Origin of the sequence: Glycomyces sp. NPDC046736, assembly GCF_040645615.1 — a bacterium.
Taxonomy (GTDB): domain Bacteria; phylum Actinomycetota; class Actinomycetes; order Mycobacteriales; family Micromonosporaceae; genus Glycomyces.
Window position 1 is genome coordinate 78,549 of record NZ_JBEYYO010000022.1, and the last position, 21,474, is coordinate 100,022.

Annotated in this window: 21 protein-coding genes and 1 pseudogene; 9 read left to right on the top strand and 13 right to left on the bottom strand. The window is 70.6% G+C overall.

The window, feature by feature from the left end; genetic code table 11:
* The first annotated feature begins 11 nt into the window (after positions 1–11).
* Positions 12–3,107 (top strand): BTAD domain-containing putative transcriptional regulator, encoded by a 3,096-nt coding sequence (locus AB0B28_RS19790; protein WP_360123382.1) that lies wholly within the window; start codon positions 12–14, stop codon positions 3,105–3,107.
* 155 nt (positions 3,108–3,262) lie between these two features.
* On the opposite strand, the gene AB0B28_RS19795 is transcribed toward AB0B28_RS19790, so the two are convergent.
* The 3 genes from AB0B28_RS19795 to AB0B28_RS19805 form a co-directional block, all read right to left on the bottom strand.
* Positions 3,263–4,081 carry an ABC transporter permease gene (locus AB0B28_RS19795; RefSeq protein ID WP_360123385.1) on the bottom strand — a complete coding sequence of 273 codons (819 nt, stop codon included), beginning with the start codon at positions 4,079–4,081 and terminating at the stop codon, positions 3,263–3,265.
* Positions 4,078–5,034 (bottom strand): ATP-binding cassette domain-containing protein, encoded by a 957-nt coding sequence (locus AB0B28_RS19800; RefSeq protein WP_360123388.1) that lies wholly within the window; start codon positions 5,032–5,034, stop codon positions 4,078–4,080. Before AB0B28_RS19800 ends, AB0B28_RS19795 begins: the two co-directional genes overlap by 4 nt.
* Positions 5,035–5,134: 100 nt before the next feature.
* Entirely contained in the window at positions 5,135–5,923 is a 789-nt protein-coding gene (locus AB0B28_RS19805) for an MBL fold metallo-hydrolase (protein ID WP_360123391.1), read from the bottom strand.
* A gap of 104 nt (positions 5,924–6,027) precedes the next feature.
* Between AB0B28_RS19805 and AB0B28_RS19810 the strand changes: the two genes are divergently transcribed.
* The gene (locus AB0B28_RS19810; RefSeq protein ID WP_360123393.1) at positions 6,028–6,882 is read left to right on the top strand and encodes an NAD(P)-dependent oxidoreductase; all 855 of its coding nucleotides are present in this window, start codon (positions 6,028–6,030) and stop codon (positions 6,880–6,882) included.
* A 38-nt stretch (positions 6,883–6,920) separates the two neighbouring features.
* Here AB0B28_RS19810 and AB0B28_RS19815 read toward each other — a convergent pair whose 3' ends face one another.
* Positions 6,921–7,886: an MBL fold metallo-hydrolase gene (locus tag AB0B28_RS19815; RefSeq protein ID WP_360123396.1), complete on the bottom strand. Its 966-nt coding sequence runs from the start codon at positions 7,884–7,886 to the stop codon at positions 6,921–6,923.
* A 222-nt stretch (positions 7,887–8,108) separates the two neighbouring features.
* Here AB0B28_RS19815 and AB0B28_RS19820 point away from each other — a divergent pair, with 222 nt between their 5' ends.
* The gene (locus AB0B28_RS19820; protein ID WP_360123399.1) at positions 8,109–8,576 is read left to right on the top strand and encodes an SRPBCC domain-containing protein; all 468 of its coding nucleotides are present in this window, start codon (positions 8,109–8,111) and stop codon (positions 8,574–8,576) included.
* A complete protein-coding gene (locus AB0B28_RS19825; RefSeq protein WP_360123402.1) occupies positions 8,573–8,908 on the top strand; it encodes a metalloregulator ArsR/SmtB family transcription factor in 336 nt (111 codons plus the stop codon). The genes AB0B28_RS19820 and AB0B28_RS19825 overlap by 4 nt, the downstream gene beginning before the upstream one ends.
* On the opposite strand, the gene AB0B28_RS19830 is transcribed toward AB0B28_RS19825, so the two are convergent.
* Both AB0B28_RS19830 and AB0B28_RS19835 read right to left on the bottom strand, forming a co-directional pair.
* Positions 8,905–9,792 carry an SMP-30/gluconolactonase/LRE family protein gene (locus tag AB0B28_RS19830; RefSeq protein WP_360123405.1) on the bottom strand — a complete coding sequence of 296 codons (888 nt, stop codon included), beginning with the start codon at positions 9,790–9,792 and terminating at the stop codon, positions 8,905–8,907. The two genes, AB0B28_RS19825 and AB0B28_RS19830, sit on opposite strands and share 4 nt — an antisense overlap.
* Before the next feature lie 158 nt (positions 9,793–9,950).
* Positions 9,951–10,778, bottom strand: a pseudogene (locus AB0B28_RS19835) (S41 family peptidase); the annotation flags it as partial.
* 84 nt (positions 10,779–10,862) lie between these two features.
* Between AB0B28_RS19835 and AB0B28_RS19840 the strand changes: the two are divergent.
* Positions 10,863–11,342 (top strand): transcriptional regulator, encoded by a 480-nt coding sequence (locus AB0B28_RS19840; protein WP_360123408.1) that lies wholly within the window; start codon positions 10,863–10,865, stop codon positions 11,340–11,342.
* Positions 11,343–11,445: 103 nt separating this feature from the next.
* Positions 11,446–12,585 (top strand): hypothetical protein, encoded by a 1,140-nt coding sequence (locus tag AB0B28_RS19845; RefSeq protein ID WP_360123411.1) that lies wholly within the window; start codon positions 11,446–11,448, stop codon positions 12,583–12,585.
* 3 nt (positions 12,586–12,588) lie between these two features.
* On the opposite strand, the gene AB0B28_RS19850 is transcribed toward AB0B28_RS19845, so the two are convergent.
* The 7 genes from AB0B28_RS19850 to AB0B28_RS19880 form a co-directional block, all read right to left on the bottom strand.
* Positions 12,589–13,401: a helix-turn-helix domain-containing protein gene (locus AB0B28_RS19850; protein ID WP_360123413.1), complete on the bottom strand. Its 813-nt coding sequence runs from the start codon at positions 13,399–13,401 to the stop codon at positions 12,589–12,591.
* A gap of 24 nt (positions 13,402–13,425) precedes the next feature.
* Positions 13,426–14,223, bottom strand: coding sequence for an alpha/beta hydrolase (locus tag AB0B28_RS19855; RefSeq protein WP_360123416.1), 798 nt, complete (start codon positions 14,221–14,223; stop codon positions 13,426–13,428).
* A gap of 99 nt (positions 14,224–14,322) precedes the next feature.
* Complete coding sequence (locus AB0B28_RS19860; protein WP_360123419.1) at positions 14,323–15,108, bottom strand: ABC transporter permease; 786 nt, start codon at positions 15,106–15,108, stop codon at positions 14,323–14,325.
* Positions 15,109–15,144: 36 nt separating this feature from the next.
* Complete coding sequence (locus AB0B28_RS19865) at positions 15,145–16,089, bottom strand: ATP-binding cassette domain-containing protein (RefSeq protein ID WP_360123422.1); 945 nt, start codon at positions 16,087–16,089, stop codon at positions 15,145–15,147.
* A gap of 151 nt (positions 16,090–16,240) precedes the next feature.
* Positions 16,241–16,759, bottom strand: a complete 519-nt coding sequence (locus AB0B28_RS19870; protein ID WP_360123425.1) for an EXLDI protein — start codon at positions 16,757–16,759, stop codon at positions 16,241–16,243.
* 163 nt (positions 16,760–16,922) lie between these two features.
* The gene (locus AB0B28_RS19875; RefSeq protein WP_360123428.1) at positions 16,923–17,699 is read right to left on the bottom strand and encodes a sporulation protein; all 777 of its coding nucleotides are present in this window, start codon (positions 17,697–17,699) and stop codon (positions 16,923–16,925) included.
* A gap of 138 nt (positions 17,700–17,837) precedes the next feature.
* Positions 17,838–19,133, bottom strand: coding sequence for a nicotinate phosphoribosyltransferase (locus tag AB0B28_RS19880; protein ID WP_360123431.1), 1,296 nt, complete (start codon positions 19,131–19,133; stop codon positions 17,838–17,840).
* 157 nt (positions 19,134–19,290) lie between these two features.
* On the opposite strand from AB0B28_RS19880, the gene AB0B28_RS19885 reads away from it, so the two are divergent.
* The 3 genes from AB0B28_RS19885 (at position 19,291) to AB0B28_RS19895 (ending at position 21,157) form a co-directional block, all read left to right on the top strand.
* Positions 19,291–19,773, top strand: coding sequence for a M67 family metallopeptidase (locus AB0B28_RS19885; RefSeq protein WP_360123434.1), 483 nt, complete (start codon positions 19,291–19,293; stop codon positions 19,771–19,773).
* A gap of 106 nt (positions 19,774–19,879) precedes the next feature.
* On the top strand, positions 19,880–20,158 hold the full coding sequence (locus AB0B28_RS19890; protein ID WP_360123437.1) for a MoaD family protein: 279 nt from the start codon (positions 19,880–19,882) through the stop codon (positions 20,156–20,158).
* Positions 20,159–20,209: 51 nt separating this feature from the next.
* The gene (locus AB0B28_RS19895) at positions 20,210–21,157 is read left to right on the top strand and encodes a cysteine synthase (RefSeq protein ID WP_360123440.1); all 948 of its coding nucleotides are present in this window, start codon (positions 20,210–20,212) and stop codon (positions 21,155–21,157) included.
* Positions 21,158–21,474 lie beyond the last annotated feature (317 nt).

The following is a 21,474-nucleotide window of genomic DNA, read 5'->3' on the forward strand; positions in this document are numbered from 1 at the left end:
TATTCGACGCCATGCCCATCGCAGCCGATTCGCTCCGCGTCGGCGTCCTCGGACCGCTCACGGTCACGGCTCCGGAAGGCCCGATCGAGGTCGCCGGCGCGCGCCTGCGCTCGCTGCTCACCCGCCTCGCCCGCGACGCCGGGCGGCCGGTCACCGCCGAGGCCCTCGCGGCCGCCGTGTGGCCCGAGGACGGACCCGCCGACCCCGCCTCGGCCGTGCGCTCCCTCCTCACCCGCCTGCGCCGCCTCCTCCCCGAAGGCGCGATCGCCTCCGTGCCCGGCGGCTACCGCCTCGACGTCGAACCCGACGCGGTGGACGCGTGCCGGTTCCACCGCCTCGCCGCCGAAGGCCGCCGCGCGCTCCGGGCCGGCGACCCCGCCGCCGCGCGCCCGCTTCTGGCCGAGGCCCTCGACCTGTGGCGCGGCCCCGCGCTCGCCGACACCCCCGACGCGCTCGGCGCGATCGCCGCCCTCGACGAGGAGCGCCTCACCGCGCTCGAAGACCGCGCCGAAGCCGAACTCGCCACCGCCGCCGACCTCGGCGCGGTCCTGCCGCCCCTGGCCGAGGCCGCCGCCGCCCACCCGCTGCGCGAGCGCCTGCACGCCCTGCACTTCCGCGCCCTGCGCGCCGCAGGCCAAGGGGCCGAAGCGCTCTCGCGCTACGACGAGCTGCGCCGCCGCCTCGCGAGCGAACTCGGCGCCGACCCCGGCGCCGAACTCCAGGCCGTGCACCGCCTCCTCCTCGAACCCGAGGCCCCCGCCCGGCCCCGCGGCAACCTCCGCGCCGCCATCACCAGCTTCGTGGGCCGCGAGAGCGAGATCGACCAGGTCACCGCCGCGCTCAAGACCTCCCGCCTGGTGACCCTCCGCGGCCCCGGCGGCGTGGGCAAGACCCGCCTCGCCACCACCGTGGCCGCCGCCGCCGAGTGCCCCGCCTGGATCATCGAGCTCGCCCCCGTCACCGACCCCGAAGGCGTGGTCCGCACCGCGGCGCAGACCTTGGGCGCCTTCGACACCGCCTTCGACGACACCGCCGCCCGCGCGCTCGGCGACGCGCTCGACCGCATCGTCGACGTCCTCGCGGGCCGCCCCGCCCTGCTCGTCCTCGACAACTGCGAGCACCTCATCGACGCCGCCGCCGACTTCGCCGACCGGCTCCTGGGGCGCTGCCCGAACCTGCGAATCCTCGCCACCAGCCGCGAACCGCTCGCCATCACCGGCGAGACCGTGTGCCAGATCGAACCCCTCGATCCCGAAGCGGCCGTACGACTCTTCACCGAACGCGCCGAAGCGGCCCGACCCGGAACCATTGTGGACGAAGCGCTGGCGGCCGAGATCTGCGACCGCCTCGACGGCCTCCCGCTCGCCATCGAGCTCGCCGCCGCCAAGTTGCGCACCCTCGAAGCGGCGCAGCTGATCCGACTCCTCGACGACCGCTTCCGGCTGCTGACCGGCGGCTCCCGCACCGCCCTGCCGCGCCACCAGACCCTCCGCGCGGTCGTGGCCTGGTCCTGGGACCTGCTCGACCCCGCCGAACGCGAACTCGCCGAGGCCGCCTCCGTGTTCGGCGGCGGCCTCGCGATCGAGGCGGCCGAGGCGCTCGGCGGCTCCCTCGACACCCTGACCGCCTTGGCGGACAAGTCGATCCTGCAACCGGGCGGCGGGCGCTTCACCATGCTGGAGACGCTGCGCGAGTACGGCCAAGAGCGCCTGGCCGAGACCGGCCGCCTCGTCAAGGCCCATCAGGCCCAGGCCGCGTACGTCCTCGACCTCGCCGAACGCGCCGAGCCGCATTTGCGGCGCGCCGAGCAGCTCGACTGGATCCACCGGCTCGACGCCGAACGCGACAACCTCGTCGCGGGCTTCCAGTTCGCCGTCGGCGCGGGCGACGCCGACACGGCCGTGCGCCTGGCCGCCGCGATGTGCCTGCACTGGCTCTACACCGGCGCCCAGCCCGAGGCCGCCCGCTGGCTCGACACGGCCCTGAGCGTCCCCGGCCCGGCCCCCGAGGACGCGCGGGTCCTGGTGCGCGGCATGGCCATGGTCAACGACATGCTCTGCGGCACTTTCCAACCGGACACGGTCCTGACCGAGTTCGGCGCGGTGGTCCGCGACGCGAAGCCCTTCGGCGACCATCCGCTCTTGGTCCTCGCCGAAGCGCTGTACCTGATCTTCGTCGACGAGCACGACGCCGGGCTCGCGGCCATCGAGGCCCGCCGGTCGCACCCCGACCCGTGGGTCCAGGCGGTGCTGTCGATGCTGCGGGCGCTGCTGCTCGAAGACCGCGGTGAGATGACCGCGATGCGCGTCGACCTCGCCCGCGCCGCTTCGGGTTTCCGCCAGGTCGGGGACCGGTACGGGCTCTACCATTCGTTGAACTGGCTGGCCCAGCTCGGCCTGATGTTCGGCGACCTCGAACCGGCGATCGAGGCTTTGGAGGAGTCGCTGGCGTTGCAGCGGGAACTGGTCCCCGGCGCTGCCGCCGTGCAGACCCGCACGATCCTCGCCGGGGCCCTGATGCGCCAGGGCCGAGGCGATGAGGCCCGCGCCTCGCTGGAGGCGATCGTGGCCGAGGCCGAGGCCGACCGCGAGCACCCGTCCTCGGCCCGGGAGGCCCTGTTCGCACAGCTCGGACTCGGTGACCTCGCCCGTCTCGAAGGGCGCCTCGACGACGCGCGTGAGCATTACGCGGCCGCCGAGTGGCTCCGTGAGGACTCCGGCGGCATCGTGCCTCCTCAATGGAGCGCTCTGATGTCCCGCACCCGTATCTTCACCGCCCTGGCCCGAGGCGAGGTCGACCAGGCCCGGCGCGACGTGGCCTTCGCCGTGGCCCAAGGCAAGGAGGCCATGGACATGCCCGTCCTGGCCAAGGTCGCGATCGCGGTGGCGGCCTTGGCCGCCAGCGACGGTGACGACACGGCGGCCGCCCGCCTCCTCGGCGCGGCCGACCGGCTGCGGGGCGCGCCGGACCGGTTCGACATCGATGCGGCCGTTCTCGAAAGGGGCCTGCGCGGTCGCCTCGGGGTGGTGGCCTACGAGACGGCGGTCAGATCCGGCCGCGAACTCGACCGAGACGATGCGGTGGCCCTTTTGGACAATGCGAAGTAGACGAGAACGGACCGGGCGCAGCCCGGTCCGTTCTCGTGGGTGTTCCGATCAAGTCGTGCCCCCGCCGGTGTCCGGCGCGAACGGGTCTGGCGTCCGCAGGCCGCACCGAACCCCGGCGGGGAGTCTCAAGGGGCTAGGGGGTTCGTAAACACCCCCTAAGTCCGGCGCCGGTAGGCTCGGACCGCCAGCGGCGCGAAGACCGCGATGATGCCCGCCGTCCACAGCAGCGTGGCGGTCACCGGCCCGGCCACGGGCCCGCCGACCATGAGCCCGCGGGCGGCGTCCATCGCGTGGACGGCCGGGTTGACGTTCATCCAGGCCTGGAGCCAGCCCGGCATCGATTCGACCGGGGTGAGCATGTTGGTGCCGAACGTCAGCGGGAAGATCACGATGAACGCCACGCCCTGCACCGAGCCCGGCTCCTTCAGCACCGCGCCCAGCAGCAGGAACACCCAGCTCAGCGCGAAGCCCATCCCGATCGCGAGCAGGCAGGCCGCCAGAGCGCTGAGCGGGTCGGTCTCGATCCGGAAGCCCAGGATCGAGGAGAACCCGATGAGGACCACGAGCGTGACCACGTACCGGATGCCGTCGCCGAGCACCGCCCCGATCAACGGCGCCGAGCGCCCGATCGGCATGGACCGGAAGCGGTCGAACAGCCCGGTCTTGAGGTCGGAGCTGAAGTTGACGCCCGACTGGATCGACGCGAACAGCGTCAGCATGATCGCCAACGCGGGCACCAGGGTCTGTAGGTAGGCCGCGGTGTCCCCGGCGAGCGCGCCGCCGAGGAGGAACCCGAACATCGCGGTGAAGATGATCGGCTGGAGCGTGACGTCGAGCAGCTGTTCGGGGTTGCGCATGGTCTTGGTGAGGTTGCGCCATGCGAGGGCGAACGCGTGCCTCGCGAGTGCGAAGGGCCGCTTGGCGACCGTGGATTCGCCCATTGTGGTTTCGTGTTCTGCGAGTATCGCGGTCATGCCGGGACCTCCGTCTTCTCGTCGCTGGCGTGCCCGGTGAGCTTGAAGAACACGTCGTCCAGATCGGGCAGCTGGAGCGAGAGTTCGGTGACGCCGATGCCGACCTGGGCGAGTTCGCCGACCACGGCGGTGAAGACCAGGTCGCCGTCGGCCGGGACGCTGAGGACCCCGCGCTGCGGCGATTCGGGTCTGCGCCCGGTGAACTCGGCGAGGACCCGGCTGACGCGGTCGAGGTCCCCGGAGTCGCTGGGGCGCACCACGATCGACTGGCCGCCGACGATCCGTTTGAGTTCGGCGGGGGTGCCGTGGGCGATGACGCGGCCGTGGTCGATCACCGAGATGGCGTCGGCGAGCGCGTCGGCCTCGTCGAGGTACTGGGTGGTGAGCAGGATGGTGGTCCCCTCGGCCACGAGGCGGCGCACCACGCCCCACAGCTCCTCGCGCTTGGCGGGGTCCAATCCGGTGGTCGGCTCGTCGAGGAACACGATCCGGGGGCGGCCCATGAGGCTCGCGGCGAGGTCGAGGCGGCGGCGCATCCCGCCGGAGTAGGTCTTGACGGTGCGCTTCGCGGCGTCGGTGAGGTCGAAGTCGGCCAGGAGCCGCTTGGCCCTGGCGCGGATCTCGCCGCCGCGCTGGTCGAGGAGGCGGCCGATGAGGGTGAGGTTCTCCATGCCGGTCAGGTCGTCGTCGACCGAAGCGAACTGGCCGGTGAGGCCGATGGCGCGGCGGACCTTGTCGGGGTCGCGGACCACGTCGTGCCCGGCGACGGTGACGGTGCCGCCGTCGGGGCGCAGGAGGGTCGAGAGCACGCGGACGGCGGTGGTCTTGCCCGCGCCGTTGGGCCCGAGGACGCCGAGGACGGTGCCTTCGGCCGCGGCGAGGTCGACGCCGTCGAGCGCGGTGAAGTCGCCGAAGCGTTTGACCAGCCCTTCGGTCTGGAAGGCGGTGGACATGCGGGTTTCCCTTCGAACGGTTCCGGTTTCCGGGGTCCATCGTTCGCGGGAGGCGTGTCATCGGCGGTGCACGCGCGTGTCACGGGTGTGGCACGTGGGTTCAGCGGGTGGTGAACGGCTCGGTGAGGTGCGGGGTGGCCAGGTGGAGCGTGGCGTCGAGGTCGAGGACGCGTTCCCTGGAGCGCCGCGCCTGCTCGGGGTCGGTCTCGTGGGAGTACGGCAGTTCGGGGTGGAGCAGCTGGATCGCGTGGACGAGGAGGTCGCCGGTGACCACGGCGAGGTCGCGGCCGTGCTCGACCACGACGCTCTGGTGGCCGGGGGTGTGGCCGGGGGTGGCCACGGCGCGGCCGGTGCGAAGCTCGGTGTCGCCGTCGAGGAGGCGCAGCTGCCCGGTGTTCTGGAGCGGTTCGAGGAGCGCGGAGCGCAGGCCCGGGTTGAGCGACTCGACGGCCTCGTATTCGGTCCGCTGGAGCAGGTATTCGGCGTTCGGGAAGTACGGCCGCTCGCTCACGACCGCCCAGCCGACGTGGTCGGTGTGGAGATGGGTGAGCACCACGGTGTCCACTTCGGATGGATCGATGTCGGCGGCGGCCAGCGACTCCGGCAACGTTCCGGGCACGGGCGCCCAGGACGCGGCGGGGCTGTCGGCCGGGCCGATCCCGGCGTCGACCACGGTGAGGCCTTCTTCGCTGCGGATCGCGAAGGCGCGGAACTGGAGCACCCACTGTCCTTCGGCGTCCACGGCTCCGGGGGCGAAGCGGTCGGCCGCGTTCCACTGCTCGGCGGTCGCGGTCGGGAACGCTTCCTCTCGGCCGGCGAAGAACGGCCCGTCGCCGTCGGGGAGGGCGATGATCTCGGCTGAACCGATCCTGAGGCGGGGGAGTCGCATGGCGCGATCCTGCCACGGGCTGCGGGGCCGCGACCGGGCACCTTGACCTGGAGTCCGCTCCAGGCCGTAGGCTGCGAACGGTCACACCGACGAAGGGGAATGCGATGGCGCGAGTGGCGGTCACCGGCGGCAGCGGCAAGCTCGGACGGGCCTGCGTGCGGGACCTGGTCGAACACGGCTGGGACGTGGTCAATCTCGACCGGCGGCCCTCGCCGGACGGCCTCGCGCCGTACACCGAGGTCGACCTCACCGACTACGGCCAGACCGTGGAGGCCCTGACCCGCATCGACGACCGCTACGACGGCCTCGACGCGGTGGTCCACCTCGCCGCAATCCCCGCTCCCGGCCTGCGGGCCAACGCGGCCACGTTCGAGAACAACATCGTGACCACGTTCAACGTCTTCCAGGCCACCCGCCTGGCCGGTATCACCAACGTCGTGTGGGCCTCCAGCGAGACCGTGCTGGGCCTGCCGTTCGAGACCCCACCGCCGTACCTCCCGGTGGACGAGGAGTACGCCGCGCGCCCTGAGTCCACGTACTCCCTGGTCAAGCACCTCGAAGAGACGATGGTCGCCGAGCTGTGCCGCTGGCGGCCGGACCTCAAGGTCACGGGCCTGCGCTTCTCGAACGTGATGTACGTCGAGGACTACGCGGCCTTCCCGGCCTTCGACGCCGACCCGACGCTGCGCAACTGGAACCTGTGGTCCTATATCGACGCCCGCGACGGCGCTCTGGCGATCCGCCTCGGACTCGAACGCGAAGGCACCGGCAAGGAGGTCTTCGTGATCGCCTCGCCCGACACCGTGATGACCACGCCCACAATGGACCTGGTCGAACGCTACTACCCCGACCTCGAACTCAAGCGCCCCTTGCGCGGCCACGAGACCCTGCTCTCGATCGAGAAGGCCCGCACCCTCCTCGGCTACGACCCGCGGCACACCTGGCGCGACCACGTCTGACGCGTCGCCAAGGCCTGCCGCGGGAACACCGTTCGGGACTATTCGACCTCGTACCAGACGTGGAAGTCGTCGTAGCGGTGGATGCCGGGGGTGCCGTCGATCTCGCGCAGGGCCGCCTGGAGGTCGTGGAGCTGGCTGACCCGCATCGGCAGGGCCGCCTCGTCGGGCTGGTAGGTCCAGCCCCGCGGGTAGTCCATGCCCGGCTGGATCGACATCTCGACGTGGCAGCCGAGCAGGTGGGAGACCTTGTGGTCGGCGCACCAGTCCACGAGCCGGTCCACGGTGTCCACATAGGTGTCCCACTCCTGGACGTAGAGGCGGCCGGGGTAGAACGTGTCGCCGGTCAGGAGCAGGCGGGTCCAGCGGTCGTAGAAGTGGGTCGCGGCGATCTGGTGGCCCGGGCCGGGGATCACGTCGATCACCCTGCCGCCCAAGTCGAGTTCGCGAGGGGTCTGGGGCCAGTCGTCGAAGCCGTAGAAGTCGCGCACCCCGTCGAGCCCGGGGGCCACGACCGTCGTGTTCGGACGGTCGGCGAACTGGGCGTCGGCGGCCTTGTGGTCGCCGTGGCCGTGGGAGTGGGCCACGATGAGGCGGTAGTCCTTCCTCGGATGCCGCTCCAGCCAGGCCTCGATGTGACTGTCGACGGTCGCCCGCAGCGGGAAGTACTCGGCCTCGGTCGTGGCCCCGGTGTCGACCAGCAGCGCCAATTCGTTCCCGAAGAGCAGGAACATGAACGGCGCCTCGTAGTTCACGGACATGTTCTGCCGCATGATGATCGTGTGCTCGTCGGCGGCGTGCGACTGGATCTCGGGCGCGGGGTCGTGCTTCGGCGAGGGCCACCCGGCGTGCCAGTCCACGTCGAGGTCGGGCGTGCAGCCTTCGCTGCCGAAGCTCACCGGTCGTTGCGGCATGGTCTCCTCCTGGGCGGGGCGGTGGAAGGCGGTTCCCGCCGTCAGCGTACCCAGGGTTCCGGCGGCGAGCAGGGTGCGGCGTCGTGCGGTCATGTCGGCTCCTTGATCTGGTGGTGAAGCCCAGTCTCGCGGCCTGCGCGGCCCGCCGCCTCGTGTGCGCGAATGAACTGCGCGCCAAGGCGATTCGACCAAGGTGGCAGGCCCGTTCCGACTTCGGTGGCAGAGCCCCGGAGATTTAATTGCAACAAATGGTTGCGCGTTGCCTCGATGTCCGCTAATGTAAGAAGCAACCAAAGGTTGCGAAAGGTGGTAGTCATGAACGCGCAATACGACACGATCGAGCGGGAGATCCGCATCAACGCCTCGCCCGAGGTGGTCTTCGACGTGGTGAGCAGCCCCGAGCACCTCACCGAGTGGTGGCCCGACGAGGCCCAGTACGAAGCGGTCCCCGGCTCGGCCGGGCGGATCGGATTCAAGGAGCAGGACGGCACGGTCGACTGGCAGCAGTTCACCGTGGTCGACGCGAGGCCGCCGCGTCACTTCTCGTTCCGCTGGACCCACCTCGAAGGCGAGACCGCCGCGCCCGGGAACTCGTTCCTGGTCGAGTTCGACCTCGAACCCGACGGCGCGGGCACCGTGCTGCGCATGGTCGAGTCCGGGTTCCGCGAGCGGGGCTGGGACGAGGCCAAGGCCGTCGCCGAGCACGCCGCGCACGTCGAGGGCTGGGGCATCTTCCTGCCGCGCCTGCCCGTCTACGCCGAGAAGGTCGGCGCGAGCCGATGAGCACGGCAGTGGACGACGAGCTCTGGTCGGCGATCGGCGACCCGACCCGCCGCCGCCTGATCGACCTGCTGCTCGACGAGGACGGCACCGCCACCAGCCTGAGCGGGCACCTTCCGGTGACCCGCCAGGCGGTGGCCAAGCACCTGGCCGTCCTCGACCGGGCCGGACTCGTCACCGGCACGACCGCGGGCCGCGAGCGGCGCTACCGCGTCGACCGCGCGCAGCTTGCCCGCGCGATCGCGCAGCTCACCGAGGTCGGCGAGACCTGGGACGCCCGCCTCGACCGCATCAAGCGCCTCGCCGAGTCGATCCAGCGGGAGAAGGACGCCTAGAGACTCCAGGCCCCGTTGGTGTTCAACAGGATCGAATAGACCGAATCGGTCGCGGTGACGAAGAGCCGGTTGCGCTTCGGGCCGCCGAAGACCAGATTGGACACCGCGGGCTGCGGAACGTGGAGGGTCGCCAGGAGCGAGCCGTCGGGATCGAAGCAGTACACGTTCTCGGCGGCCGCCCACACGCGGCCCTCCACGTCCACGCGCAGGCCGTCGAAGTTCCCCGCGGGCACCTCGGCGAACACCTCGCCGCCCGAGAGCGAACCGTCCCGGGCGTCGAAGCGCCGCAGGTGGCCGCCGCGCGTGTCGGCGATGTAGAGCACCGACTCGTCGGGGGAGAACGCGAGCCCGTTGGGCCGCTCGAAATCGTCCGCGACCCGCGCGACCTCGCCCGAGGGGTCGACCCGGTACACGTGGCACCCGTCGATCTCCTGCTCGGCCCGGTGGCCCTCGTAGTCGCTGGTGATCCCGTACGGCGGGTCGGTGAACCAGACCGCGCCGTCCTTCGAGACCACCGCGTCGTTGGGGCTGTTGAGCCGCAGGCCCTTCCAGCGGTCGGCGACCACAGTGGTCGAACCGTCGAACTCGACCCGGGTGACGCTGCGCGATCCCTGCTCGCACGAGATGAGCCGTCCCTGCCGGTCGAGCGTGTGCCCGTTCGCGTACCGCGCGGGCGAGGCGAAGACGCTCACCGACCCGTCGGTCTCGTCCCAGCGCATCACCCGGTCGTTGGGGATGTCGCTGAACAGCAGGTACTTCCCCGAAGGCACGTACACCGGGCCCTCGGTCCACCTCCCGTCCGAGAACAGGCATTCGAGATGGTCGTCGCCCGCGACCGCGAACCGGGCGTCGTGGACTTCGAACTTCGCATGGGTCTTGTGCATCGGGCCCTCCTGAGGATCGCCTCCGACCCTAACCCCAGCACACTGACGGCCTCGGCGGCGATGTGCTGGCGCATCCCGTCGAAGCCGAGCTCCATGACCGCTTCGAGCGCGCGCCGATGGGCCTCGGCCAGCGCGTCGTCGGCCGCGACCTCCACATCGGGCACGACCCCGACGCCTTCCCAGTTCCGGCCCGAGATCGGGCTCACCGAACGCGCGGTGGGGATCGTCACCTCCAGGTGCGTGTCGACCTTGAAGCCCTCGCGCGGATGCGCGCCGCCGCGGGTCTGCTCGCCGACCACGACGGCCCGGCCGCGCTCCTGGAGGTCGAAGCTGAGCGCCTCGCCGCCGGAGAACGTGGTCGCGCTGGTGAGCACCCACATCGGTTTGGTCCCACCGAACTTGGGCCCGGGCACGTGCGCGGTCCAGTTCTGGACGAAGTCCTCGGGATGGCGTTTGGCCATGCCGGACAACTGGACCGGCTCGTCGCCGGTGAAGTAGCTATACGCCAGGTTGACCATCGTCGGGTCGCCGCCGACGCAGTCGCGCAGGTCCAGGATCAGCGCGTCGGTCGAGGCGAGCAGGTGCATCGCCGCGATGACCTTCTCCCCGGCGACCGCGGGCGGGAACAGCAGCGGCGCGATCGACAGCAGCCCGACGTTCCCGGGCAGCCGCTGCGCGTTCGCGACCCCGCCGCAGGTCAGGTCGCTCCATTCGGCCATCTGGCGCATCTGGGTGGCCTCGTCGTCGTGGGTCTCGCTGAGCGGCGACTCGCTGTATTTGAGCCGCAGGTGCAGGTCGCCGTTCACCGCTTGCAGATCGGGGGTCACCAGCGCGGCGAGGCGCAGCTGGTCGGCCCCGGCGTAGCGGCCCTCGGTCTCGCGGGCGAGCAGGAGCGCGCCGAGCTCGGCGGCGACCTCGGGAAAGATGTAGTGCCGGTCGAGCAGCTCGACGATCCGCGGGATCACGGTGGCGGCGGCGTTGGGCATGGCTTCCTCCAAGAGGTGGCGGGGTTCTGGCAAGAAGTGAACCACCGATTTGACAAAGAGTCCAGTTTTTTGGACACTTAATTCATGACCGACGACGACCTGACCGTCACCACCGCGCAGCAGTACCGCGCCCTCGGCCACCCGGTCCGCCACCGCCTCCTCTTCGCCCTCGGCCGCGAGCCCGCGACCCTCAGCGGCCTCGCCGCCGACCTCGGGCTCAGCAAAGGCAGCGTCGGCCACCACCTGAAGATCCTCAAAGAGGCCGGCCTGGTGCGCCTCGACCACGCCCGCCAGGTCAGAGGCGGCACCGAGCAGTACTTCAGGCGCTCCTTCGAGCGATTGAAGTACGACACCGGCACCGACGCCACCAAGGCCGCGCTGGCGGCCGTGGCCGACGACATCGCCGCCGCCGAACCCGACCCGCTGCTCCTCCTGCGCAACGTCCGCCTCACCGAAGACCAGGCCCGGCGCCTGCGCGACCTCCTCGAGGAGACCGTCCACGACCTCGAAGACACCCCGGGCGAGGCCCGCTACGGCGTCCTCGTGGGCCTCTACCGGCCTTGACCTGAAGTGACGGTTGACTACCCTCCGTTCCGGCTGCGATACTCGGCGACTGGTCTTCCCTACACAAGGCCGCCGTTCGGCGAGCCCGGAACGAGGCGATGGCATGGCCACCATTGAGGAGCACCGCGAGGAATGGTTCAAGATCCTCGACGGCTACCCCGACCACGAGAAGCCCGACCCCGAAGACCGTCTCGCGGTGGAGACCTCCTGCTCGGGGTTCCTCGGCAACATGTGGACCCGCGCCTCCATCCCTGAGGTGCAAGGGGTCTCGCTGCCGGAGCTGGAGATGGTGTTCATCCAGTACTACCTCCGGCGGGCCGACGCGTTCGGCGCGGCGATGCTCGCGGCCATGACCGAGCTGGCCGACGCGCCGGGGGGCCGCCGGGCCGCGTCCAAGGCCGTCGAGCGCCTCAAGGGACTCGGCGTCCCCGTGCCCTCCTGGCACGGCGAGGAGCTGACCCTCGGCGAGTGCTGGAAGGCGGGCGACCACTACGGGGACCAGCTCACGTTCTTCTGCTCGTTCCACGCCCCCAGCGGCGACCACGCGCTGTCCTACACCGTCGACTACTCCGAGTACCACTTCGACATGGTCGTGGACTGCGACGCGACCGACCGGATCGAGCGGCTCCTCGAACTCCACCGCGACCGCAACGCGAAGTTCCCCGACCGGCTGTTCGTCCCCGTCCAGGCCGAACCGGCCGAGCTGGGCCCCGGCACCCGCCGCTCCCTCCAGGACTGGGACATCTTCTGCGTCGAGGGCGACCCGACCCGCCTGGCCCCGCGCTACCTGATGCTGCGCGAGCTGTGGAAGGCCCGCATGCGCCTGCTCCCGCAGGTCGAGCCCGAGGAGATCAGCAAGCCCTCCGACGACGAGCTGTCGATGTTCGCCTCCGGTTTCGTGGGCCACGTCCTCGGCGAGATCCACTTGAGCGAACCCCACTTCGAGGCCATCCAGGAGCTGTGCTGGTTCCACGGCATCAACGGCCCCAAGGTCAGCCCCACCCGCGCGTTCGTGTTCCTGGAGCGCTACCTGCCCTCCAAGTACGAGCCGGGCGACCCGGTCGTGGAGGCCGTGGGCCAGCTCTACCTGCCGTTCCTGCGCTGGGCCGCCTCGGCCACCGATCTTCGCCCCGAGGCCTGGCCCTACTTCAAGCACAAGACCGAGAAGCTCTTGAGCAAGTACCCGAACTGGACCGCGAAGGATCCCGACAGCGCCCGCATCCCAAGGCCGCGTTCCCTTTGAGGCTCAAACGGGCCACGCCACGTCGTCGATCGCGAGCCACGGCGCCCGCGCCAGCGCGGTCGGGGTCAGGCCCGTGAACGCCTTGACCTCGCGGTGCAGGTGCGACTGGTCGGCGTAGCCGGTTGCGGCCGCGACTTCGGCTGCGCCGCGGCCCGAGGCGAGACGGTGCGCGGCGTGGTCGAACCGCACCAGCCGAGCGGCGCGCTTGGGGGAGATGCCGAGTTGGGACCTGAAGCGCGACCACAGTCGTTTGCGGCTCCACCCGGTCTCGCCCGCGAGGTCGTCGACGCGGACCCGCCCGCGCGCGGCGAGGGTCCGCCGCCAGGCATGGGCCACTTCGGGATCGACCGTTCGGTGCTCCAGCCTGCGGCCGACGGCCTCGGTCGCGATCGCGAACCGCTCGTCCCAGGAAGCGCCGGCGCGCAACCGGTCTTCGAGGCGTTCGGCCTCGCGGCCCCACAGGTCCGCGAGCGGCACGAGCCCGAGTTCGGCCCGCGTCCCGAGCACCGCCGCGGCGGCGACGGGCCCGAGCCGGATCTGGAGGCACGCCCCGGCCCGCCGGGCGGTGGCCCGGAGCGCGCCGGGGTCGAGCCCGACGACCACGCTGCCTCTTTCGCGCCTGCCGCCCGCGTCGTAGTCGATGCCTTCGCCGAGTTCGACGAGCAGCGTGACGGAGGGGTGCGCGATCATGGCCATGTCGACCGATGCCGGTGCGCGGTAGGCGAACCCGGCCATCCGAAGCCCCGGCACCCGAACCGGCCGGGCCGGGACGGCGACGTCCGCCCACGACCAGTCGAACGGCGTCCCGGCACTCATGCGGCCGAGTCTACGCCCGGGCCGTCACCTCGCCGTGAATTCGAGCAGCAGTTCGCTTGCGGCCCCAGGTGATTCGAGGAGTGGGAGATGTCCCACGCCCGACAGCACTTTGATTTGCGCGCCCGGCACTGCCTCGTACTGGCGCACCGAGGACGGCTCCCAGCGAGGGTCGGCGTCGCCGAAGATCGCCAGGACCGGCACGTCGAGTGCGGCCAGCCGCTCGGGCACGCTCCGCTCCTTGAGGTACGCGAGGTTCCCGCTCGACACCTTCCGGAAGGTGCGGTACGTGATCGCCTTGACCCCCGCGATCAGTTCGTCCGGCAGGTCCACCGGGCGAGCGGCCACCGCGCTGATCCCGCGTCGGATCATCGCGTCCGACCGGATCGACCACAGCAGCGGACCGAAAGGCGGGCCCAGCAGGGCTCTGAGGATCGGCGGTTCCGGAAGGAGCGCATCGACACTCGGGCCGGTGCTCATCAGCGTCAACGAGCGCACGAGGTCGGGGCGGTGCTCGGCGAGCGCGGTGAGGACGTACCCGCCGCTGGAGTGCCCGGCGGCGCAGACCGCGCCGAGGCCGAGACCGTCGATGACCGCCGCGAGCCTGCGCGCCTGCTCCGGCACGTCGTACGAAGGCGCGGGCGGGGAGTGGCCGCAGCCGGGCAGGTCGACCCGGATCACGCGGTGGCGCTCGGCCAGGGCCGGGACCATCGGAGCCCAGGTGTCGCCGGAGGCCCCCGATCCGTGGACGAGCAGCAGCGGCGGCGCCTCCGGTGGGCCGCTGCCGACCACGTGCATCCCGTGCGGACTGTCGTTCTCGCTCATGGGGAAATGGTGCGCCCCAGGTCGGCCCGCGTCTTGTACGAATGTCGCTGAGGCGGGCCGCCGCAGCGGCCCGCCTCCGGGTGTTTCCTGGTATGGCTTCTAGCGCTTGTTGAAGCGCTTCTTGGCGACCACGTAACCGAGCAGCGCGAACGCCAGCGCCCACGCGACCGTCAGGACCAGGTCCGCCGTCCCGACTTCGGTCCCGGACAGGAGCGCCCGCACGACCTCGATGAAGGGGGTGAACGGCTGGTAGTCCGCGAAGTACCGCATCGCGGTCGGCATCGACTCGGTCGGGACGAACGCCGAACCGAGGAACGGCAGGAGCAGCAACGGCATCGGAGTGTTCGAGGCCTCCTCGACCGACTTCGCGGTCATGCCCAGGCCCACGGTCAGCCAGGCGAGGCCGAAGGCGATCAGCAGCAGGACCCCGGCCAGGCCCAGCCAGCCGAGCGGGCCGGTCTCGGCGCGGAAGCCGAGCGCGAACGCGACGAGCAGGAGCACCGCCACGGACAGGAGCGACTGGAGCACCGAGGCGATCACGTGCCCGGTGAGCACCGAGACCCGCGCGATCGACATCGTGCGGAACCGGTCGATGATGCCCTGCGTCATGTCCATCGCGACGCTGATCGAGGTGCCCTGGACTGCGGCCACGATCGCCATGAGGACCATGCCCGGCGTCAGGTAGGTCAGGTACGCGTCGCGCCCGCCGGTGGGGCCGCCGAGGCCGTCGCCGAGCGTGCCGCCGAAGACGAACACGAACAGCAGCAGGAAGACCACCGGCATGCCCACGAGCATCACGGTCAGGGAGGGGTACCGCAGCATGTGCTTGAGCTGGCGGCGCAGCATGGTCGAAGTGTCGGAAACGCTGTAGGCGATGGTGCTCATCGGAGTGCTCTCTCTATACGTATGGGTATGCGTGGCTCAGGCGGCGGTCTCGGCCCGGCCGGTGAGCGCCAGGAACACGTCGTCGAGGTCGGGGGTGTGGACGGTGAACTCGTCCACTTCGACCCGCTCGCGGTCGAGCGTGTCGAGGATCCGGCGCAGCGAGTCCACCGACGCGTCGGAGGGCACCTGCACCGTCAGCTGCTCGGCGTCGAAGGCGCTGGCGCCCAGCACCTTCGCGGCGTGCTCGACTTGACCCGCGCGGCGCAGGCGCAGGCCCACGTGCCCGCCGGGGATCATGCGCTTGAGCTGCTCGGGCGTGCCCTCGGCCACGACCTTGCCGCCGTCGAGGACCGCGATCCGGTCGGCCAGCTCATCAGCCTCCTCCAAGTACTGCGTGGTCAGGAAGACCGTGGTGCCGCCCTTGACGAGCTCGCGGATGATCGCCCACATGGTGCGGCGGCTGCGCGGGTCCAGGCCCGTGGTGGGCTCGTCGAGGAAGATCACTCGCGGGTCGCCCATGAGGCACATCGCGATGTCGAGGCGGCGCTTCATGCCGCCCGAATACGTGGCCGGGGTGCGCTTCGCGGCGTCGACGAGGTCGAACCGCTCCAGCAGCTCCTCGCTCCGCCGCCGCGTCTCCTGCTTCCCCAGGTGGTTGAGGCGGCCCATGAGGTGCAGGTTCTCGCGGCCGGTGAGCAGGTCGTCCACGGCCGCGAACTGGCCGGTCACGCCGATGCGCCCTCGGACCTCGTCGGCTTGGTGCGCGACGTCGCCGCCGCCGACGAACGCCTCGCCGGCGCCTGCCGGGATCAGGGTCGACAGGATGTTGACGGTGGTGGTCTTGCCCGCGCCGTTGGGCCCGAGCAGGGAGAAGATCGTGCCTTCGGGGACGGCGATGTCGACGCCCTTGAGGACCTCGGTCTCGCCGTAGGACTTGACGAGGCCGCGGGCCTCGATCGCCAGGGGCTTGGTGGTGTCCATGGTTCCTTCTCAGAGGTAAATGTGCATTGTGGACAGTCGGAGGGCAGGCTCCGCCCCCGCTGCTCAGTGGGTGTTTCAGTGCATACCGCCCGGGGCCTTGACCAGGGCAGCGTCGATCAGCGGCCTGCGGCCGCGAGTTCGCTTGCGGTGCTTAGATGTCGAGGTCCAGGACCGCTGGGGCCTCGGTGTTCCCGGCGATCATGTCGTAGAGCTGGGCCGGGATCTTCTCCTTGAGCTGCGCGAGCGTCTCGACCACTTCGAGCGTGGCCTCGCCGGTGTCGAGCGAATAGCTCTGCTCGCCGAGCCCGAGCATCTTGCGCCAGCCGGTCTCGTTCGTCAGGTGCACGTAGTCGGGGGTGCGCTCGATGTGGAGGGCGAACTTCCCGGTGCGCGTGCGGTAGACGCGGTAGATCACGGCCTTCTTGTCGTTGCTCCAGACGTGCTCGCCCAACTGGACGCCCATGAAGCGCTGGCGCTGCCGCTGGCCGCCGGGGCCCTTGCCGACGCGGACGGTGATCTCCTTGTAGCCCTCCAGCAGGCCTTCCTCGGCGTCCACGTAGCGCTTGAGCGCCTTGGCGATCGCTTTCGACAGGTTCCCCCCGGCCAGCTCCTGGGCCCTGGTGTAGAGCGGCAGGTCGCTGTCGGAGACGTAGATCGTCTTATTGGGCATGGCGGCATCCTAACCTCCCCTCACGGTTCGCTCTCGGTATACGTAGAGACTATACGTATACGTACAAGCATGCAAGCCCGAAACCCCGATTTCCCTCCGAGACGGCGAAAGGCGGCCCCGCGGTGTTCCGCGGGGCCGCCTACTCGAAGGCTTTGAGCTGCGCTTACACGCCCTTCTGGGCCGCCAGCTGCGTCAACTGCGCCTTGATCGTCTCGGTCACATCGCCCGGGTCGCTCGTGGGCAGCGAGAACCGGATCGTCGAGTTCAGGTCCGGAGCGAGCAGCTCGGCCGAGTTGTCGGCCGCGAGCACCACGTCGGTGTTCGCCTCGCCCACCACGAACACGACCTCCAGCTCCTTGATGCGCCCGTGGAACTCGCCCTCGGTCGCCCAGAACTCGACCTCCTGGTAGAACGGCACCGACGCCCCCTGGATGGTGCCCAGCTCCAGATCGGTCTCCTGGAACGCGAAGCCCAGGGACTCCACCGCCTCCCAGACCGCCTTGTGGATCGGCAGGGCCTCGACCGTGAGCCAGTCCAGGTCGCCCTTGTCCAGGGCCTGGTCGAGCGCGAGATGCGTCGAGACGCCGAGCTTCATGCCGCCCACCAGCGGACGGGTCTCCACGTTGTTGAACGGGGTCTCCCACGGCACCTGCACCTCGAACGGGATCGAGTGCGCGGTGCCCTTGGCCAGGTCGAACTTGCCGGAGACCTCGGCGCGGAAGTAGTCGTGCACCGAACCGGGCGCGTCCTCGCCCTTGCTGTCGTCCTCGACCAGCGCGGTGAACTCGAGCGTCACGCCCTCCACCGAAGCGTCCACTTCGGCGCCGGAGATGCGCACCTCGCCCTTGAGGACCCCGCCGGGCACGATGTGCTTCTCGTGCAGCAGCGTGTCCACCTGGATGCCACTGCCGAGGAAGGCTTTGAGCTTGCTGAAGACCATTGGGGCGGTTCCTTTCGGGGGAGGATCACGGAACGTCGAGCGAGGGTGGACAGGGGCACCCGCATCGTATCCCGGAAGCCGCACTCGGCGTGTGACAGATCCCGCCCGCGGCCCGCTCCCCTTGCGGGGCAGCGGGAACTACTCGCCGCCGCTCTTTTGGACCACCGGGATCGCCGGGTCGCCCGGGGAGAGTTTCAAACCCTCCCAAGGGATCGAGATCAACCGCTGGCGAAGCAGCTCACGCGACTCCTCCAAGCTCGGCTGCGCCACCAGCTCGCCGCCGCGGAACATCGGGACCTGGAGCAGCTTGTCGCCCGGCTGCGACTCCGGTTCCCCCTGGGACACCACGACCTCCTCGACCGCGGTCCCGGTGGGCTTGTGACGGCGCACCGCCACCTTGCGGCCCCCGTTGGTGCCCTTGTGCTCCGAGCGCTTCGCGACCGCGCGGCCCTCCACTTCGACCAGCTTGTACACCAGCTGCGCCGTCGGCGCGCCCGAGCCGACCACCACGGCCGTCCCCGCCCCGTAGATGTCCACCGGCGCCGCGGCCAACGCCGCGATCGAGTACTCGTCCAGATCCCCCGAGACCACGATCTGCGTGTCGCGCGCCCCCAACTCGTCCAGCAGTTCCCTTGCGCCCGTGGCCATCACGTCCAAGTCGCCCGAGTCGATCCGGATCGCCCGCAGCCGCGGCCCGGCCACCGCGATCGCGTTGCGGATGCCCTGCGTGATGTCGTACGTGTCCACCAGCAGCGTCGTCTCGGTCCCGAACGCCTCGATCTGCGCCTCGAACGCCTCGACCTCGGACTTGTGCAGCAGCGTGAACGCATGCGCGCTCGTCCCCGAGGTCGGCACCCCGTACCGGCGCCCCGCCTCCAGGTTGGACGTGGCCGCGAACCCGGCCAGATACGCCGCCCGCGAGGACGCGATCGCCGCGGCCTCGTGCGTGCGCCGCGAGCCCATCTCCAGGATCGGGCGGCCCCGCGCGGCCGTGACCATGCGCGCGGCGGCGCTGGCGACCGCGCTGTCGTGGTTGAGGATCGAGAGCGTCAGGGTCTCCAGGAGCACGCACTCGGCGAACGTCCCGGTCACGGTCACGATCGGCGAGCCGGGGAAGTACAGCTCCCCTTCTGCGTATACGTCTACGTCTCCGCGGAAGCGGTAGTCGGCCAGCCACTCGGCCGTGGACTCCTTGACCACCCCGCGTGAGGTGAGGTCCTCCAGGTCGGCCGGCTCGAAGCGGAAGCGCTCGATGGCCTCGGCGAGGCGGCCGAGCCCGGCGACCACGCCGTAGCGGCGGCCGGTGGGCAGGCGGCGCCCGAACACCTCGAACACGCACGGCAGCTCGGCGGTGCCGTCGCGGAGCGCGGCTTCGAGCATCGTGTACTCGTAGTGGTCGGTGTACAGGGGCGTGCGCGGCAGCGTGACGGACATAGGGGTGAGCGTAATGCACCCGTGCGGCCCCTGGGACCGGTGAGCGAGCGGTGTTCACACCACGGGCCTTATTCCCTTCCTTCGCAGGTGGCGAGCCTCGTCTCACGCAATGAGCGAGGGCTTCGGGCCACAGGCCCCCGCGTGTACGCTTGCTTGCGTGTTGCGGATCGCGCATGAGCTGGTCGAGGCGATGGTCGCGCACGCCCGGGCAGACCACCCCGACGAGGCGTGCGGCCTCATCGCCGGCCCTGAGGGCACGGGAACGCCGAAGAGGCACATCCCGATGACGAACGCTGCCCGCTCGACCACCTTCTACGAGTTCGACGCCGAAGAGTGGAAGCGGGTCTACGACCAGATGTGGGAGGCCGACGAGGAGATCGTGGTGGCCTACCACTCGCACACCCACACCGAGGCCTACCCTTCGCGCTCGGACACCGCGATCGCGTCCGAGATGGGCGTGCCCACCGCGCACTACGTCCTGGTCACGACCAAGGACCCCGAGGTGGCCGAGGTCCGCTCGTACCGCATCGTCGGCGGCGAGGTCACCGAGGAGCCCATCGAGGTCACCGGCGCGCCCGAGGCCGTGCAGAGCTACAAGTTCGCGCACACCCCCGACTCGACGGTCTACGACTGTTCCTGAGTTTCCGCCGAGGCCCGCGGGCCCCGGCTTCGTCATGCAGCCGCTTCGCTGCGCACCAGGCACACCGAGGGCCGAAGGCCGCTCACCGAGTAAAGGGAATCCCAGCATGTCCATTGAAGTCCGCGTCCCCACCATCCTCCGCGAGCACACCAACAAGGAGAAGCTCGTCTCCGGTGAGGGCGAGACCCTCGCCGCGCTGTTCGACGACCTCGACGCGAAGTACTCCGGCCTCAAGGCCCGCATCGTGACCCCCGAGGGCGCGCTGCACCGCTTCGTCAACGTCTACGTCAACGACGAGGACGTCCGGTTCATCGGCGGCCTCGAGGCGAAGCTCGCCGACGGCGACCAGATCACCATCCTCCCCGCCGTCGCCGGCGGCATGTAGTCGACAGGGGAGCGGCGCCCCGGCGCCGTTCCCCGAACTGGAGTGATCGCAGTGCTGTATCCGGACATCACCGCCACGCAGGGCGACACGCCGCTGGTGGGCCTGCCGCGGCTCTCGCCCTCGCCGGAGGTCCGGCTGTGGGCGAAGCTGGAGGGCGCCAACCCGACCGGTTCGGTCAAGGACCGCGTGGCCGCCAAGATGATCGAGGCCGCCGAGGCCGACGGGCTCCTCAAGCCCGGCTCGACCATCCTGGAGCCGACCTCGGGCAACACCGGCATCGCCGTGGCGATGCTGGCCCGCCGCAAGGGCTACAAGCTCGTCGTGGTCATGCCCGAGAACACCTCGCTGGAGCGCCGCCATCTCCTGTCGGCCTTCGGCGCCGAGATCGTGTTCTCCCCGGCGGCGGGCGGCTCGAACGCCGCGGTCGCGAAGGCCCGCGCGATGGCCGCCGAGCGCCCCGACTGGGTGATGCTCAACCAGTACGCCAACCCGGCCAACGCCGCCGCCCACTACGAGGGCACCGGCCCGGAGATCCTGCGCGATCTTCCCGGGGTGACGCACTTCGTGGCCGGCCTCGGCACCACCGCGACCCTCATGGGCGTGGGCCGCTACCTGCGCGAATACGCCCCTGGGGTCCAGATCGTGGCGGCCGAGCCGCGCTACGGCGAGTTGGTCTACGGCCTGCGCAATCTCGACGAGGGCTTCGTGCCCGAGCTGTACGACGAGAAGATCCTCGACCGGCGCCTGAGCGTCGGCACCGAAGACGCGCTCCGCCGCACTCGTGAGGTGCTCAGCGAGGAGGGCCTGTTCGTGGGCCTTTCGACGGGAGCGGTATTGCACGCGGGCCTGGCACTGGCCCGGGAGGCGACGGCGGCGGGCCGGCCCGCCGACATCGTGCTCCTCGTAGCCGATGGCGGCTGGAAGTACCTCTCGACCGGCGCTTACTCCGACGACCTGGACGACGCGGCGAACGCCCTCGACGGCCAAGTCTGGGCCTAAGCGAGAACGTAACGGCCGAGCCCGAAGGGCTCGGCCGTTACGGCGTCCGTACCCCGCGCTCGGGCGTGTCGCGACGCAAGCGCCCCCGGTTCAAATGATCCCGCGAGGCACCGACACTCCTTGCCGCTGCCGCGCGTGAGCTTCACTCGTTTAGCGGGGTTGTCGTACCTTCGCGCGATCATTGCAGTCGGGGGCAGTCGAGTTCGGACACGCCCGACCGCAGGGGTTGACACACGCGGTCGGGCGTGTCGGTTCGCAGTCGCCCCCGAATCAATCATCGCGCGAAGGTACGACACTCTCTCGCCGCCGCCCGCCGC